The organism is Dyella sp. (assembly GCF_035277725.1).
Classification (GTDB): Bacteria; Pseudomonadota; Gammaproteobacteria; order Xanthomonadales; family Rhodanobacteraceae; genus Dyella_B.
Map to the genome: position 1 here is coordinate 64,848 of NZ_DATEJY010000106.1, position 13,299 is coordinate 78,146.

Sequence of the window (13,299 nt, forward strand, 5' to 3'; positions counted from 1 at the left end):
GCTGGCGGAGCGTGAAATTCTGGTACGCGAGTGCGTATGCGGACGTTATAGGAGCCTGCCGCACAAGACCGTACTCTGCCGGGAGATTCGTCGGCTGGGATGACAATCCCAGCATTCGTTGCGCAGTCGATGCTGGGATTGTCATCCCAGCCTACGAACTCTTGTATTCAACCGCGCGCTAAAGCACAAGCAACCCACCCCTCCCCTACTCTCGCAGGGGAGGGAGTAAGTGTCGCGAAGATAAAGTTTGCTGCAAGGAATGTGCTTACAGGTGACCTTGCGTCAATTCATCCGCAAGCCGCGGCAGGTTGTAGACCTTGCGAACGGATTCCAGCAGTACGGCGGTGTCCACGGCGACGGCGCGGTTGTTGCTGCCGTCGTAGACGAAATCGCCGCCGAGTGAATGGATGTTGCCGTCGAAGATCAAGCCTACGGCGTGGCCTTCGCGATCGATCACGGCGCTGCCGGAGTTGCCGCCGATGATGTCGTTGTCGGTGACGAAATTCATCGGAGTGTTTGCATCGAGCTTGTTTTGCGCATTGGCCCAGCTGTCGGGGAGCTTGAATGGGTCGGCGCCGGTGGCGCGTTCATACAAGCCGCCGATATAGGTGAAGGGCGGCACGGGTTTGCCGTTCTCGTTCCAGCCGGTCACTTTGCCGTAGGAAAGGCGCAGGGTGAACGTCGCATCGGGATAGCTGGACATGCCATCGCGGTCGAAGCGTGCCTTGGCGATGGTTTCGTCGGCTTTCTGGGTGGGTGCGGTAACGTCGTCTTCGTAGGCTTTGCGTATCTGGCGCGATTCCGGATCGATCTGGATGGCGAGTTTGATCAAGGGATCGTTCGATGCTTCGATCGCCTTTTCGCCGCCATCCCACAATTGCTTGCGCACGGCGGGATCGGCGAGCTTGCTGCCGCTCACCAGTTGTTGCGCGAGCTGATCGGGCGATTGCTTACCAAGTACTTCGTGCACGGTGGGATCGTCCGCTCCCAATACTTGCCGCAGTTTTTCCAGTGACCATGACAGCATGGTCTGCTCGTAGTGCGGGTAGATCGGTGCGTTCGATTCCACGGTCTGCTGCACGGCCGGCAGATTTGCATCGCGGTATGGCGGCAGGCGCTCGCCATCGGGTTTGCTGCGCTCGGCTGCGGCGCGCACCAGTGTGCGGGCATAGCCGAACAATTCGCCGGTGCGCTCGGCAAAGCCATCGCCGCCTTCGAGCATGTCGTAGCGCGCTCTCAATTCCTTGCTGCGGGTTTGGGCGCGATCCAAATCTGTCCATGGATTACCGTATTTCGCGCGGCGCTCCGGCGTGGCAGCCATCCAGTCGCGCAGGGCTTCATCCTGTTTCTTCTTTTGCTCGATGAAGGTTTCATCGGCCAAGGTCTGCAGCCAGCCATTGAAAACCTTGATGCTGTTTTCGATGTAGAAGCGCGGCTCCTGTGCTTCTTTCGTTTCCTCGGCGCCGGCGCGGCCGTATTGCCACAGCACGCCGCGCAGTTCGGAGAGAAGGCCGAAGAACGGCACCAGGCGCGCATCGCGCATGGCTGCCAATTGCACCCATGGAATGCCGCGTTGCGTAGAACCGGGATTGCCGATGACGAAAGTCATCTCGCCGGCCTTGGGGCCCGTCGGCGAGAACTTGAAGAACTGCGGTGTGCTCGCCGCCTTGTCGTTGACATAAGCGCGGAAGAACGTAACGTCCAGGTCGTAGCGCGGGAAATTGAAGTTGTCCGGATCGCCGCCGAAGAAAGCGATGCTCTGCTCGGGTGCGAACACCAGACGCACATCCTGATAGCGGCGGTATTTGTAGAGCGCGTAGCGACCGCCGTTATAGAGCGTGACCACGTCGCAGCGCCAGGTTTTGGCGTCGCCGTTGACGCAAGCCTGTTCCAGCTTGCTGTCGATGGCGCGCTCGGCTTTCACACGGTCTGCGCCGGTCTTGCCGGCGGTCGCCGCATTCACTTGCGCGGTGACGTCGGTGATGGTTTCCAGTTGGTTGAGTTCGACGTCGGGGCATTTCGGCTCGTCTTCCTGTTTGAGCGCGATGTAGCCGTTGGACATGTAGTCTTCGTGGCCCTTGGAGAGCTGTGACAGGCAGCTATTGGCGCAATGGTGATTGGTCATCACCAGGCCATTGGCCGATACGAACGAGCCGGTGCACCCTTCGGCCAGGCGCAACGCGGCGTGCTGCACCAGGTCCGTCCATTGCGGGCTTGGCGTGAAGCCGTAGCGCTGCTGCATTTGCTTGACCGGCAGATGATCCAGCGTCCACATGCCTTCGTCCGCCATCGCGGTACCTGAGCCGGCAACGAGCAGGCCGGTCAATGCCACACCCAGCATTCGCTTCATGGTTCGCTCCCCGATGTGGGCGCAGCGCGCCCGAGATGGCGAGTATCGGAGGGTTGGGATGGGCCAACAATAGCACCGTTGGCATGTTTGGCGCTGTCCAGCCGTCAGCCGGCATGGATGTTTTTTTCGAGGTTGTTCGGCTCCGCCGCTCGCCTCGCCCGCACCCCAGCCTAGCCCCAGTGTTCCGAACTTAAGGTCGCTCATCGCCGAGGACCCCATCAACGTCATTCCAGCGAAAGCTGGAATCCAGTGCCTTTGAGCTCAAAAGTCGCTGGATCCCAGCTTTCGCTGGGATGACGAACATGGGGATTGCGCTTAAGTTCGGAGCATTGACCCTAGCTCTCCCCTACTAACGCAGGGGAGGGAATTGCCTCTCGCACATTTGTATAACGCGGCTTAACGCTTGTTTTTTGCCCGACGACGCACGGCAACAAATGCCGGATCGCCAGACATAGTGATGCCGCTTCCACGCTCGTAATGTGCCCGGGTCGTCGACGACTGTCCGGCATGCAGGGGTGCCGTGATTCCTTACCTACCCTTCGAGGCATACGCATGAAAAAGGCAGTCTATGGTTCAGCGCTGCTGGCGCTGATGGTGGCAGGTGCGGTCCAGGCGCAAGGCAATGCTGGCTGGCATGACGACGACCTGATCGTCACGGCATCCAATACGGCCAGCAATCAATTATTGGTCTACAACACGCAAGGCGCGCTGGTTGAGCAAATTCATACGAACGGAGCGGGCGGCGTCAGCGGTAATGCCGGCGGCATTGCCCAAAACCGCCGATTGCTTGCGGTGGTGAATTTCGGTTCGGGCAATGTTTCGGTCTTCAAGAAATCACGCGAAGGCCTGCAACTGGAAAAGCTGGTGCCAGCCATCACCAATCCGGTCAGCGTCGCGTTCGGGCGTGATCATTTGTACATCCTCACCGCCACGCATATCGAATCGCACCGCATCGATCGCTACGGCGTGGCGTCCAACGCCGATGGCGAAGCGCAGCTGGCGATTGCCGACGGTTCGGCGGCGCAAGTGGGTGTGCTGGATGGCCAGCTGGTCATCACGGAAAAGAGCAATGCGATCGAGACGATCGGCTTGTCTCACGATGGTGTCGTGACCGGTGCGACGAGGCTAGTGGCGAATATTCCCGCCAACGTGAATGCGCCGTTCGGGCTCGCCACGCGCGGCAACGATGCGTACGTGACGATTGCGCACGCCAACGAGATCAGCCTGGTGCGCAACAATGCCGTGCTGACGGTGACCGGATCGGGTACACAGATGGCGCCATGCTGGGTGACGCTGGATGGTCCGTTCCTGTTCTCGGCCAATTCGCCTAGCCGCTCCGTATCGCGCTATGCGGTGTATGGCCAGAAGATCGTGCAGGATGCCGCGGTGGTGGCAAGCTTCAACGGCAATCCCACCGACATCACCTATGGCGATGGTCTTGCGGCCGTGGTGGATGCGAACGGCACGGTATCGCACGTTTCCATCTTCAACGTGGATGGCGATGGCAATTTCAATTTGAAGAGCAGCGTGACGATCAACAACACGGCGACGAATGGCATTGCCATTGTGCATGGTGATGATGATTTTGGCGGTTAATGTGTAAGGCGTAGGCTGGGATGAAATCCCAGCATCAGGATTCGAAAGAAAGCTGGGACTTCATCCCAGCCTACGATCGACATCCCAGCCTATGCGATCACGCAGAACACTCTCAATGCGCATGGCCTGACGCGACAACCGTATCTGCCACGGCCACAGGCTGCACCGTCAGCAGCTCGATCTCATATCCCGCATCCGCCCACGCATCAAGTCCGCCCAGCAAGGGACGCACTTTGCGATAGCCCTGCATCATCAGCCCCTTCGCCGCCTTGGCCGCAGAGATTTCGTTGGGGCAGCTGCAATAGATCACCACTTCCTGATCGATCGGCACCTGGTCGAGGTCCTGGTCGATGCCGCTGAGATTGGCCATCAACGAACCGGGAATGATGCGGTTGTCGACCAGGCGTGCTGCTTGCGAGCGTACGTCGACCACTACCGGCTGCTTGCCGTCTTCCATCAATTGATGCAGCTCATCCACGGTGATGCGCGCCAGCCGCAGCGACAACAACAACCGCTTGCGTTGCCACCATTTCACGATCACGTAGGCGATCAGCAGCGCGAACAGCACTTCCACCGCAACCGTGCCAGCGCTGGCCAGCGCAAACAGCACACGGTCGATCTGCTGCGAAAACGCATAACCCAGGCCAACGATCAGGCCGATCCAGAGCAGCGAGCCGAGGGCGTCGAGCAGCATGAAGATCTGCGGCCGCAGCCGCATCGCGCCCATCAAGGGCGGGGCGATGGTGGAAAGGCCGGGCACGAATTTGGCAATCAACAGGATTTGCCCGCGCCAGCGCTGAAAGCGCAATTCCGATTGCTTGACGCACGAATCCGGCGACAGCGAAATGCGGCAGAGCGTGCGCATGACGGATGCACCGTACCGGCGGCCGGCCAGGTACCAGGCAAAGTCGCTGATCAGGCAGGCGAGCAAGGCAACCAGGACCACGGCGGTGAGCGGAAGCCTGCCCAGCGAAGACAAAGCGCCGGCCACGACCAGGGTCGGTACGGCCGGCAACGGCAACCCCGCCTGCTCCACCAAAACGTTGATGAAAACCAGCAATAAGCCGTATTCGGCAATCAGTTCGATGATTGCGTGCGTCACCGGAAATCACCTCGGGTCGGATGCACGCATCGTTGGGGTTGGCGGGGGGAAATGCAAGCTGATTAGCGGGGGTATTGCGGCCAAAAATGGGCTGGATATGGAGCACGCGTAGGCTGGGATGAAATCCCAGCATCGCCATGCCCATACATGCTGGGATTGTCATCCCAGCCTACAATTTCATCCCAGCCCGAAGGTCAGGCGTTACTCACACCCGGTTGCGCACCCGCCGTGAGGCTTGGCTTGGCGGCTTCCTCGCCCAGCAGGAAGCGGAAGATCAGACCGCCTGCTGCGCCGCCGAGCAACGGCACTACCCAGAACATCCACAGCTGCTGCAGCGCCCAGGTGCCCTGGAAAATCGCCACGCCCGTGCTACGCGCAGGGTTCACCGAGGTATTGGTGACGGGGATGCTGATCAGGTGGATCAAGGTCAGCGCCAGGCCGATCGCGAGCGGGCCGAAGCCGGCCGGTGCGCGGCGGTCGGTAGCGCCGTGGATCACGATCAGGAACATCGCGGTGAGCACAAACTCGCTCATGATGCAGGCCTGCAACGAATAGCCGCCCGGCGAATGCTCGCCGTAGCCATTGGAAGCAAAACCGCTGGCCGTGGCATCGAACCCCGGCTTGCCGCTGGCGATCACGTATAGCACCGCGGCGGCGGCAATGGCGCCGATCACCTGCGAAACGATGTAAGGCACTACATCCTTGCCGCTGAAGCGTCCGCCGAAGAACAAGCCCACGGTGATGGCCGGATTGAAATGCCCACCGGAAATACCGCCCACGGCATAAGCCATGGTGACCACGGTAAGACCGAATGCCAGCGCCACGCCAGCAAAACCAATACCCAGATTCGGAAAAGCCGCAGCCAGTACCGCGCTGCCACATCCCCCGAACACCAGCCAGAACGTGCCGAAAAATTCCGCGCAAAGTCGTTTGAACATAATCGTCGTCTCCCATGAATGAAACGGCAGCAAGATTGCCGCCAGCGTTTTTCGACGCCTTACGTCCCCTGATTCCCCGCGAGCGCATCCTTAGCTTCCGACGTGGACAGCGCGTAAATACCACGCCCACCGGTTGAATGAAAGACGCCGTTGATATCCACTCTGGGGCGGCATCTCCGGCGCATCGTATTTCCCAAGAGTCCACCGAACATGCATGAATCCGACGAAGCACAGCTCCTGCACAGCTGGCATCGCAATGCCGCGGCCTGGACGCAGGTGGTGCGCGATGCATTGCTTGAAAGCCGGCGGCTGGTTACCGACCAGGCCATCATCGATGCTGTGCTGGAGAGCCGGCCTGCCTCGGTGCTGGACATCGGTTGCGGTGAAGGCTGGCTGGTGCGCGCCCTCGCTGCGCGCGGCATTCGGGCGATGGGTGTCGACGCGGTACCGGCGCTGATCGAGCGCGCGTGCGAAGCAGGTGGACAGTTCGCCGTGGCCCGTTACGAGGACATCATCGCGGGAAAACTGAAGCAACGCGCGGAAGCGCTGGTCTGCAATTTTTCGCTGCTTGGCAAGGCATCTGTGGAACAACTGCTTGCCGCACTGCCATCGCTGTTGGAGGCGAACGGGCGGTTGATGGTGCAGACCGTGCATCCGCTGGCGGCATGCGGCGAGCAGCCTTACGCGGATGGCTGGCGGCTGGAAAACTGGAAGGGTTTCGACGCCACGTTCCCGGCTCCCGCGCCGTGGTATTTCCGCACGCTGGCCAGCTGGATGGCCTTGTTCACCGCTACCGGGTGGTATGTGCGCGAACTGCGCGAGCCCGTGCACCCGCAAACCGGGCGCCCGGCCTCCGTGGTTTTCATCGCCGAACGCCACGGCGTTTTGGAAGGCCGAACGTAAAACGGGATGCGCCACCTTGCAGTGACGCATCCCGTCTGGTTTACAAAGCCGCTGCTTGGCACAACGGCTTTTTGGCGTGGATCAGAGCGCCGCGTCCTTGAGCTTCTTCAGCGGACGGATCTTCACCTTCACGGTGGCGGGCTTAGCAGCGAACCACTGCTCTTCCTTCGTGAAGGGGTTGATGCCCTTGCGCTTCGGCTTGGCCGGCACATTGACAGCGGTGATCTTCAGCAGGCCAGGCAGAGTGAACATGCCGGCGCCCTTCTTGTGGACCGACGCGTGCACCACACCTTCCAGTGCGGACAGAACGCCACGCACGTCCTTCGAAGCGAGGCCGGTGGTTTCTGCCAGGTGAGCAACCAGACCCGACTTGCTCAGTGCATCCTTGATCGGCTTCGGAGCGGCGGCGGCCTTGGACGCCGACTTGCCTTTTGCTGCCTTCTTTGCCATGGACTACCCCATCGTTTATTGAGTTGTTGAAATGTTTGCCTCTCGGCGAGCGAAATGTAGGCGAAATTTTCGCTCTCGCCAACTAGCAACCGCAAAAAAAGCCCAAAAAGATGCTTCCGGCCAGGCTATCCAGCTCAAAACGCCTAGAGAAGCAAGCTTTTTGCCAGCATGAATAGACCAACCGCCAGGATCACAAGGGCAAAAAGCATGCTAAGAACGCCGCGCATGTTGGCCAATTTATGCGCACCCCACGAGCCAAGCCATCCGCCGACGATGCCACCGGCAACGAATTCCCAAGCGACCGGCCAGGCCACCCATCCGGACAAGGCGTAGTTCAAAGCAGCCGTCATGCCGAACGCACCCACGCAGAACAGCGACGTGCCGACCGCCTCGATCATGGACATGCCACTGGCTAACAGCAGTCCCGGCACGATCAGAAAACCGCCGCCAATGCCGAAGAAACCGGCCAATCCACCGGCACCGAAACCGATCACGCCAAGACGCTGGAACATGTCGCGACGCGGCTGGCTTGCGCTGTCGTAGCGATGCCTGCCGCGCATCATCAACGCGGCGATCACCAGCATCAGCAAGGCAAACAGCATCAGCAGGCGCCGACCGTCGATGATCTTGCCCAGGCTCGAACCGAGATAAGCACCGAGCACACCCGCCACCGCAAACACGAAAGCAGCACGCCAACGCACATGGCCCGCACGCGCATGCGGAACCACGTTGGCGAAAGCGTTGAGCGATACCGCCAGCGCACTGGTACCGATCGCCAGATGCGGATCCTTGAGGCCTACCACGTAAAGCAGCAGCGGCATGGCGAGGATCGAACCGCCACCGCCGATCAAGGCGAGCGAAAAGCCGACCAGCGATCCGCATGCCACGGCAAGTAGGTCGTGCGAAAGAAACAAGGCGAACCTCGCGATGGATGGCCGTGGCTAGCGTAACGCGTGGAGGTTTTGGGGGCTGGTACGAAATCTCGCATGGGTAGGTTGGGGTGCGAACCCCAACATCAGCATGCGTGCAAGATCGGGATGTTGAGGTTCGCACCCCAACCTACACGGATTTCCCACTCGCCATCACCCGCCGCGAGGTATCGAGCATTTTGGCAAGCGCATGCATCAATGCGCGTGCATGTCCTGCATATCGCCCTTGTCGTGATCCATGTCCATGTCTTCATCCGGCGGCGCCTTGGCGACGATCTCCTTGTACTGCGCCGGCGTCATGCCATGCAGCTTGCGCACGAAGGCCACGATGCTCCAGATGGTTTGATCGTCATGCGTGGCGCCCCACGCTGGCATCGCGGTCAGCTTGATGCCGTGCTTGATGATCCAGAACGCCTCGCGCGGATCGATGGGCTCCTTGCCGAGCACCGGCGGTTGCGGGTACAGGCCCGCACGCAATTCCGAATGGCTCATGCCCGGCGCCAGATGGCACTCGGTGCACATGGCGGCGTACTGGCCGGCGCCTTTCAGGATCAACACCTGGTCGTCCAGGTTAGGCACGTTGATGGATTGCGCGTGCTGCGCTATCGAGCGTTCTCTTGCCATGCTCAAAAGGCGGTACGTCGCCGGCGAATGCGGCACATCCGCGCCTATGTTGTAGTAACCGGACCAGGCATACACGTAAGCCAGCAAGGCCAGAATCACAAGGACGATAAACGTGCTGATGGCTGTTTTCATGGGGATATTCCCTAAAACCAGAAACGGATGCCGGCCACGAATTGCCGGTCGAACACAGGCTCGCGTTCCATGCGGGCGAACGCGGCCGTGGTGCCGCAGCGGCGAGACCACACTACACCCACATACGGTGCAAATTGCCGCGTTATCTCGTAGCGAAGGCGCAACCCAAGCTGCGTATCCGACACCCCGCTGCCGAGGTTTTGCGCAGGGTCGGCCTTGCTATAGAGATTGATCTCGAACTCCGGCTGCAACATCAGGCGTTGGGTGAAGCGCAAGGTGTACTCCGCGCGCAGGCGTGCGGCAAGGCGGCCTTCGTTGCTGGCATAGCCGGTGGCTTCCAGTTCCAGCCAGTAAGGCGCCAGCCCCTCCACGCCAAACGCCGCCCAATTGCGTTGCGGCCCCACGCCAAGATCGTGGCGGATGCCGAGCTGCGTGCTCCAGAAAGCGGACACCGCATGGCTCCATAACGCTTCCACGTCACCCTGCTCGATGCGCCCACCATTGCCCTCCCCTTCGCTGCGCAGCCATAGTTTGTCGCTGTCATGGCCATACCACGCTTCGGCTTCCCATTGCGGACCATTACCGCCGTAACCGTGCGTGTATTCCAGCTGGTCGACCAGCAGCATGCCGTAGCTGGCACTGTCGTTCATATCCATGTTCTGCATGGCCGGCGACGGCTCGTCGTGATGCGACATCGACAAGGCATCCTGCGCCATGCCGGTGCCAGGCATGACCAGCGCCACGCATGCCAGCCACGCCGCTCTTTTTTTCGGATAGCTACGTGCGTTCATGCCACCGCCACCTCGCGGAACATGCCCGCTTCCATGTGAAACAACATGTGGCAGTGATAAGCCCAGCGCCCGGGATTGTCGGCCGTGACCGCATAACTGATCTGCTGCGCGGGCTGCACGGAAACCGTGTGCTTGCGCACCTGGAAATCGCCATCGGCATTTTCCACCTCGCTCCACATGCCGTGCAGATGGATCGGGTGATGCATCATGGTGTCGTTGATGAGCACGATGCGCAGCCTTTCGCCATGGTTGAAGCGGATCGGCTTGGCATCCGAGAACTTCACGCCGTCGAACGACCACATGTAACGCTCCATGTTGCCGGTGAGGCGCAGTGTGATATCGCGCTCCGGCTCGCGTTGGTCGATCGAGCCGCCGATCGTGTGCAGATCGGCATAGGTCAGCACACGCCGGCCGTTGTTGCGCAGGCCCACGCCGGGATCGTCCAGGCTGGTACGTGGCGTGGCTACGCGCATGTCAACGCTGGAGCCGGTTTTCAGCTTGGCTGGAGGCTGATCGTGCATGGCCATGCCCGGCATGTCTTGCATATGATCCATGCCCTGCATGTCGTGGTGTGCGTGATCACCGTGCGATGACATGTCACCCATCATGTCCTGCATGCTCAGCCACACGCGCGCGTCCATCGCCGGCACGTCGCCTTCCATGCCCGCACGCGGCGCCAGCGTGCCGCGAGCGTAGCCACTGCGATCGATGCTTTGCGCGAAGACGGTGTACGCGCGGTCTTCTTGCGGCTCCACGATCACGTCGTAGGTTTCGGCGGGAGTGATGCGGAATTCATCGACCGGCACCGGCGCCACATCCTGCCCGTCGGCACTGACCACAGTCATTTTCAGGCCGGGAATGCGCACGTCGAAGATCGTCATGCCCGAGCCGTTGATGATGCGCAACCGCACTTTTTCGCCAGGGCGGAACAGACCGGTCCAATTGCCGGCAGGTGGCTGTCCGTTCATCAGGTACGTATAGGTGTAGGCGGTAACGTCGCTGAGATCGGACGGGTTCATGCGCATCGCATTCCACATGCGGCGCTTGGCGAACGCTTCGCGCAGGCCCATGTGTTGCGCGTCGCGGATCAGGTCCGCCACGGTGGGCTGGGCGGTGTTGTAGTAGTCGCTGCTTTTCTTCAGGCGCGCATAGATGCTGGCGGGGTCATCATCGCTCCAATCATTGAGCACGATGACGTGATCGCGATCGGCGGCGAAACGCTCGCTGCCGGCGGGATCGATGATCAGCGCGCCGAGCAAACCGGTTTGTTCCTGATAGCCCGAATGTGCGTGATACCAGTACGTGCCGGATTGCCGTACTTTGAAGTGATAGACGAAGGTTTCGCCCGGCGCGATGCCGTCGAAACTGATGCCCGGCACGCCATCCATGTCGAACGGCAGAATGATGCCGTGCCAGTGGATGGAGGTTGGCACGCGCAACCGGTTGGTGACGCGCAAGCGAACCTGGCTGCCTTCTTTCCAGCGCAGAACCGGCCCTGGCAGGCTGCCGTTGACGGTGGTGGCGATGCTGCGCGTGCCGGTGACGTTCACCGGCATCTCGCCGACACTCAAGGCGAAGTCCGTGCCGGTAAGCACTGGGGGGTTGGCAACGGCCGCGCCTGCAGGCCGCAGCACGCCCAGCGCAGCCGCAGCGCCGCCCACGGCAAGGCCCTGGACGAATCGCCGCCGCGCCACGTCGACCGCTGGCGGCGGGTAATACCTGTTCATGTGATGACTCCCAAGCGAAACAAAACGGCCCGGCACGTCGCCAGGCGATGGCATCAACGCCGTCAGGCCGCCGGTGGTCGCAAGGGAGGAGTGAGTTGAAGCGTGGGTGCAGCGATGCCGCGCAGCGGAATCCGCAGTGCAGCCAATCGCGCCGGGTCATGCAGCGCAGGCACGCCAGGAAGCAGCGCCGCGCCGCACATCGCATCGCAATGACACGTCACATGCGCGGTGTTGCCGCAGCAGTGATCGGAGTGATGGCCATCCGTTGCCGAGGCGTCGGCATGCATGGCGTGATCCATCATCATCGACGCCATGCCTGCTGCGTTGTTGCTTTCGCCATTCATCGCATGCGCCGAAACGGCAGGCAGGGATATCGCCATCAGCAACCACGCGAGCATGGCCGTCACGCGCAGAAGGCGCGAGTTGGCGAAGCGGCGTAGCGAGAACGCTGGGGACATGGGTGCAAGCTTAGGGTCGGTGCGTTTGTGACTGCAACTCTGGAGTAGGTCCAGGTTTTCGCGTGGGTCGCTTATGTAGATACCGTCTTGCTCGTCAAGCTTTAACCGGCCAATCTTTCGCATAGGGTTGGCCGGAACGAACAACACCAAAGCATAAGTGCACTAACTTGCGCATGGCGGCGCCGATGGCGGCCATTTTGGTTTTGCCACGGGCGAGCAAGCGCTCATAGAGCGCTTTGATGTGCGGATTATGCTGCTTGGCCACCACGGCAGGCAGGTAAAGCAAGCCGCGGATGTGGGCGGGCCCGGCTTTAGATAGCCGAGCGGGAGCGCGCACGGACGTACCCGATTTCCATTCCACCGGAATCAATCCGAGGTAGGCCGCCAACTGTTCGGCCGACTTAAAGCGCGCGTCGCCCAAAAGCGCAGTAAAGCGATCCGCGACCCGATCGCCCACCCCGGGGATGGTGTGCAGCAACGCATGCTTGTCGCGCAGATCAGGATCATCGTCGATGTGTTCAGAGGTGGCCTTCTGGAGTTGTCGCTGCTGCTCGTGGAGGTGCTGAAGGCTGGAGCGGATCGAGGCGAGCACCGGCTCAGGAGCCTTGCTCAGCACGGCCTGATCCAGGCGGTTTTGCTCGCGCTGGATATCCTGGGCGATGGCGTCCCGGCGCGCCAGCAGCGCATGCAGGTGGCGGACCGCCGCACTGGGCGGCTGCCATGGCTCAGGGCAACGCTCTTTGCCGAAGCGCGCAAGCATCAACGCATCCGTCGCATCGTTCTTGCTGAGCACGCCCAGGCTTTGAACGTAGCGGCGCAGATGCAGCGGGTTGACTAGCGATACCCGGATGCCCGCATCGCTCAACGCCAAGGCTGCCGCCTCGTGATAGACGCCGGTGGGCTCCATCACCACGTGGACCCGCGCGGTGCTAACCGCTTGCTTGGCTAACCAGGCCAGTAATGCCTTGACGCCGCTGGGCGTGTTCTCAAGCGATTTGGACTTGCGTTTGCCGGTTTGAGTCTTCAGCAGCAAACAGTCGAGCTTGGCTTTGGAAACATCAATTCCTAAATAGAAATCCATGAATGCCTCTTGGTTTACTGACATCAACCGTCACACCCAATTGCCTTGTACATGCAGGGTCTTTGCCCTTGGATACCGTCCAGTGTCGATGAGGTGTGCAAGTGGGCTAGAGGGCTTTATCTACGCCGCAAGGTTGGCCCTTAAGGCTGGGAGCGAGCTTCCTCTAAGCCATGTGACGGTAGCTGGCCGCCACAAAAACAAGATACAAGGCTGGGATG

12 protein-coding genes are annotated in these 13,299 nt (G+C 60.9%); 2 read left to right on the forward strand and 10 right to left on the reverse strand.

What is annotated here, in order from left to right:
- Positions 1-265: 265 nt before the first annotated feature.
- The gene (locus tag VJR68_RS09845; protein WP_324147499.1) at positions 266-2,350 is read right to left on the reverse strand and encodes a S46 family peptidase; all 2,085 of its coding nucleotides are present in this window, start codon (positions 2,348-2,350) and stop codon (positions 266-268) included.
- A gap of 552 nt (positions 2,351-2,902) precedes the next feature.
- Here VJR68_RS09845 and VJR68_RS09850 point away from each other — a divergent pair.
- The gene (locus tag VJR68_RS09850; protein WP_324147500.1) at positions 2,903-3,946 is read left to right on the forward strand and encodes a hypothetical protein; all 1,044 of its coding nucleotides are present in this window, start codon (positions 2,903-2,905) and stop codon (positions 3,944-3,946) included.
- Between the two features lie 112 nt (positions 3,947-4,058).
- Here the strand turns inward: VJR68_RS09850 and VJR68_RS09855 are convergent, their stop codons facing one another.
- Positions 4,059-5,048: a DedA family protein/thiosulfate sulfurtransferase GlpE gene (locus tag VJR68_RS09855; RefSeq protein WP_324147501.1), complete on the reverse strand. Its 990-nt coding sequence runs from the start codon at positions 5,046-5,048 to the stop codon at positions 4,059-4,061.
- Positions 5,049-5,242: 194 nt separating this feature from the next.
- Entirely contained in the window at positions 5,243-5,986 is a 744-nt protein-coding gene (gene aqpZ / locus VJR68_RS09860; protein WP_324147502.1) for an aquaporin Z, read from the reverse strand.
- Positions 5,987-6,196: 210 nt separating this feature from the next.
- Between aqpZ and VJR68_RS09865 the strand changes: the two genes are divergently transcribed.
- Positions 6,197-6,889: a class I SAM-dependent methyltransferase gene (locus VJR68_RS09865; RefSeq protein WP_324147503.1), complete on the forward strand. Its 693-nt coding sequence runs from the start codon at positions 6,197-6,199 to the stop codon at positions 6,887-6,889.
- Positions 6,890-6,970: 81 nt separating this feature from the next.
- Here the strand turns inward: VJR68_RS09865 and VJR68_RS09870 are convergent, their stop codons facing one another.
- The 7 genes from VJR68_RS09870 to VJR68_RS09900 form a co-directional block, all read right to left on the reverse strand.
- The gene (locus VJR68_RS09870; RefSeq protein WP_324147504.1) at positions 6,971-7,339 is read right to left on the reverse strand and encodes an HU family DNA-binding protein; all 369 of its coding nucleotides are present in this window, start codon (positions 7,337-7,339) and stop codon (positions 6,971-6,973) included.
- Between the two features lie 143 nt (positions 7,340-7,482).
- Complete coding sequence (locus VJR68_RS09875) at positions 7,483-8,253, reverse strand: sulfite exporter TauE/SafE family protein (protein ID WP_324147505.1); 771 nt, start codon at positions 8,251-8,253, stop codon at positions 7,483-7,485.
- A 210-nt stretch (positions 8,254-8,463) separates the two neighbouring features.
- The gene (locus tag VJR68_RS09880; RefSeq protein ID WP_324147506.1) at positions 8,464-9,024 is read right to left on the reverse strand and encodes a cytochrome c; all 561 of its coding nucleotides are present in this window, start codon (positions 9,022-9,024) and stop codon (positions 8,464-8,466) included.
- An 11-nt stretch (positions 9,025-9,035) separates the two neighbouring features.
- Positions 9,036-9,815 (reverse strand): copper resistance protein B, encoded by a 780-nt coding sequence (locus tag VJR68_RS09885; protein WP_324147507.1) that lies wholly within the window; start codon positions 9,813-9,815, stop codon positions 9,036-9,038.
- Complete coding sequence (locus VJR68_RS09890) at positions 9,812-11,542, reverse strand: copper resistance system multicopper oxidase (RefSeq protein ID WP_324147508.1); 1,731 nt, start codon at positions 11,540-11,542, stop codon at positions 9,812-9,814. Before VJR68_RS09890 ends, VJR68_RS09885 begins: the two co-directional genes overlap by 4 nt.
- A gap of 62 nt (positions 11,543-11,604) precedes the next feature.
- Positions 11,605-12,000, reverse strand: a complete 396-nt coding sequence (locus VJR68_RS09895) for a hypothetical protein (protein ID WP_324147509.1) — start codon at positions 11,998-12,000, stop codon at positions 11,605-11,607.
- 94 nt (positions 12,001-12,094) lie between these two features.
- Positions 12,095-13,081 (reverse strand): IS110 family transposase, encoded by a 987-nt coding sequence (locus tag VJR68_RS09900; RefSeq protein WP_324147510.1) that lies wholly within the window; start codon positions 13,079-13,081, stop codon positions 12,095-12,097.
- Between the last annotated feature and the right edge of the window lie 218 nt (positions 13,082-13,299).

What these genes read in the sequence shown, in the direction of transcription:
- aqpZ (WP_324147502.1), bottom strand. Translation starts at nt 5,986, where the DNA reads ATGTTCAAACGACTTTGCGCGGAATTTTTCGGCACGTTCTGGCTGGTG.
- VJR68_RS09895 (WP_324147509.1), bottom strand. Translation starts at nt 12,000, where the DNA reads ATGTCCCCAGCGTTCTCGCTACGCCGCTTCGCCAACTCGCGCCTTCTG.
- VJR68_RS09845 (WP_324147499.1), bottom strand. Translation starts at nt 2,350, where the DNA reads ATGAAGCGAATGCTGGGTGTGGCATTGACCGGCCTGCTCGTTGCCGGC.
- VJR68_RS09900 (WP_324147510.1), bottom strand. Translation starts at nt 13,081, where the DNA reads ATGGATTTCTATTTAGGAATTGATGTTTCCAAAGCCAAGCTCGACTGT.
- VJR68_RS09890 (WP_324147508.1), bottom strand. Translation starts at nt 11,542, where the DNA reads ATGAACAGGTATTACCCGCCGCCAGCGGTCGACGTGGCGCGGCGGCGA.
- VJR68_RS09870 (WP_324147504.1), bottom strand. Translation starts at nt 7,339, where the DNA reads ATGGCAAAGAAGGCAGCAAAAGGCAAGTCGGCGTCCAAGGCCGCCGCC.
- VJR68_RS09880 (WP_324147506.1), bottom strand. Translation starts at nt 9,024, where the DNA reads ATGAAAACAGCCATCAGCACGTTTATCGTCCTTGTGATTCTGGCCTTG.
- VJR68_RS09850 (WP_324147500.1), top strand. Translation starts at nt 2,903, where the DNA reads ATGAAAAAGGCAGTCTATGGTTCAGCGCTGCTGGCGCTGATGGTGGCA.
- VJR68_RS09865 (WP_324147503.1), top strand. Translation starts at nt 6,197, where the DNA reads ATGCATGAATCCGACGAAGCACAGCTCCTGCACAGCTGGCATCGCAAT.
- VJR68_RS09885 (WP_324147507.1), bottom strand. Translation starts at nt 9,815, where the DNA reads ATGAACGCACGTAGCTATCCGAAAAAAAGAGCGGCGTGGCTGGCATGC.